This window comes from Methylophaga sp. UBA5088 (assembly GCF_002414625.1).
Lineage (GTDB): Bacteria > Pseudomonadota > Gammaproteobacteria > Nitrosococcales > Methylophagaceae > Methylophaga > Methylophaga marina.
In genome coordinates, this window is the sequence record NZ_DIAC01000098.1 from 1 (window position 1) to 2,192 (window position 2,192).

At 45.4% G+C, this 2,192-nt stretch carries 3 protein-coding genes and 1 pseudogene; 3 read left to right on the top strand and 1 reads right to left on the bottom strand.

The window, feature by feature from the left end; all coding sequences use genetic code 11:
• A partial coding sequence (locus B4K20_RS12200; RefSeq protein WP_289283083.1) for a polyprenyl synthetase family protein occupies nt 1-768 on the bottom strand: 768 nt, incomplete at its 3' end.
• 168 nt (nt 769-936) lie between these two features.
• Between B4K20_RS12200 and rplU the strand changes: the two genes are divergently transcribed.
• The 3 genes and pseudogenes from rplU to obgE form a co-directional block, all read left to right on the top strand.
• Nucleotides 937-1,248, top strand: coding sequence for a 50S ribosomal protein L21 (rplU, locus tag B4K20_RS12205; RefSeq protein ID WP_007144452.1), 312 nt, complete (start codon nt 937-939; stop codon nt 1,246-1,248).
• 23 nt (nt 1,249-1,271) lie between these two features.
• Nucleotides 1,272-1,529: a 50S ribosomal protein L27 gene (gene rpmA, locus B4K20_RS12210; protein WP_289283084.1), complete on the top strand. Its 258-nt coding sequence runs from the start codon at nt 1,272-1,274 to the stop codon at nt 1,527-1,529.
• 120 nt (nt 1,530-1,649) lie between these two features.
• Nucleotides 1,650-2,192: pseudogene (gene obgE / locus B4K20_RS12215) on the top strand (GTPase ObgE); the annotation flags it as partial.

A 2,192-nucleotide genomic window follows, 5' to 3' on the forward strand; every position in this document is an offset into this window, starting at 1 on the left:
TCGAATAATGGCTGCTTGCTCTGCATTGCCATGCTGCATGGCGTATATCAGTGGTAAAGTGGGTTTGCCTTCTGCAAGATCATCGCCGATATTTTTACCAATAGTCTCGCTGGATTGGCTGTAATCCAGTAAGTCATCCACTAATTGGAAGGCGCTGCCCAAGTGCATGGCGTAATTGGCCATTGCGGTTTCAATATGGGGCTCAGAGCCAGAGATGACTGCACCTAACTGGCCAGCAGCCTCGAATAATTTCGCGGTTTTATGATGGATAACCTCAAGATACCGTGCTTCGGTAGTATCTGCATCGTGACAATTTAATAGTTGCAGTACCTCGCCTTCAGCAATGACATTCGTCGTATGAGAGAGAATTTGCATCAATCGCATTGATTCAATTTCGACCATCATTTCAAAGGATCGAGTGTAGAGAAAGTCACCGACCAATACACTGGCTTCATTTCCCCACAGAGAGTTCGCTGTCTCCTGGCCGCGACGCATATCAGAATTATCCACGACGTCATCATGTAATAAGGTGGCGGTGTGAATGAATTCGATAATGGTGGCAAGATTAATGTGTTGGCTACCTTCATAGCCACATGCTCTGGCGGATAATATAGCGATGGCGGGGCGAAGCCTTTTACCGCCACTATTGATAATATAAAAGCCAAGTTGGTTAATGAGAGCAACATCTGACTGTAAGCGTTGTTGGATCAACTCGTCTACAGCTTTCATGTCATCTTGAATTAAAGAATAGATGGATTGGATATCCACGGAACCGTAATCTGCCTATAATGTGTAATTTAAACGCGTACTTTCTCATGAGCGAGAATACTGCGCAAATATTTCAATATGAATTTGATCTCCTTGAAGAAAGGAGATACAATTGCCGGTCTTTTGTGGGGTAACCCGCATTAACACTATTATACTTTGGAGACAGCGATGTACGCTATTGTCGCGACTGGCGGTAAACAATACCGAGTTAAAGAGGGCGAAAAGCTCCGCATTGAAAAATTGACTGCTGAAGCCGGTGATACGGTTGAGCTTGATAAAGTTCTGTTAGTTGGCGAAGGTGAAGACATCAAAGTTGGTGCGCCTTACCTGGACGGTGCAAAAGTGACTGCAAAAGTGGCAGCTAACGGCCGTGGCGATAAAGTGAAAATCGTCAAATTCAAACGTCGTAAGCACCATCAAAAACAGATGGGTCACCGTCAAGCATATACTGAAATCGAAATCACAGGCATCTCAGCCTAAGAATCGGAAAAGAGGTTTAAGAAATGGCTCATAAGAAAGCTGGTGGTAGTACTCGTAACGGACGTGATTCAGAGTCTAAACGCCTTGGTGTAAAACGCTACGGTGGTGAATTAGTGTCTGGTGGTAACATTTTAATACGTCAGCGTGGTACACGTTACCATGCAGGTCGTAACGTAGGTATCGGTAAAGACCATACTTTATTTGCAACAGCTGAAGGTAAAGTATTATTTGAGACCAAAGGTCCTCAAAACCGTACTTTCGTCAGTGTTGTTGCTGACTAAGAATATTTGTTAGCCCGTATGGGGCAAACAGCACAAAGCCCCGCTGATGCGGGGTTTTTTGTTTCTGGCATATACGTTTTATGACCAGAAAGAACATAAGATTAAGGTCGGGAAGCGACAATGAAATTTGTGGATGAAGCGAAAATTAAAATCAGTGCCGGTGGCGGTGGTAACGGCTGTTTGAGTTTTCGCCGTGAGAAATTCATTCCTTTTGGCGGTCCTGACGGTGGTGATGGCGGCGATGGTGGTGATGTCTACCTATTGGCAGATTCTCAGGTCAACACGCTGATTGATTTTCGTTATCAACGTAACTTTAGAGCGCAGCGTGGTGAGCATGGTCGTGGTCGTCTGTGTAGTGGTGCACGCGGTGAAGACTTGGTTATCAAAGTGCCTATTGGTACTGAAGCTTGGGATGATGATACCGATGAACTCATTGGCGACTTAACTAAGGACGGTGATAAGTTACTCGTCGCAAAAGGTGGTTGGCATGGTCTGGGTAATGCGCGCTATAAATCCAGTATTAACCGAGCCCCACGTCAAACCAGTGATGGTACTCCCGGGGAAGAACGTACATTGCGGCTGGAGATGAAGCTGCTCGCTGATGTCGGACTGTTGGGATTACCCAATGCGGGTAAATCAACCTTTATTAGTCAGGTGTCAGCT

Excerpts from the sequence above, each read along its gene's own strand:
- rplU (WP_007144452.1), top strand. The coding sequence starts at position 937 with ATGTACGCTATTGTCGCGACTGGCGGTAAACAATACCGAGTTAAAGAG.
- rpmA (WP_289283084.1), top strand. The coding sequence starts at position 1,272 with ATGGCTCATAAGAAAGCTGGTGGTAGTACTCGTAACGGACGTGATTCA.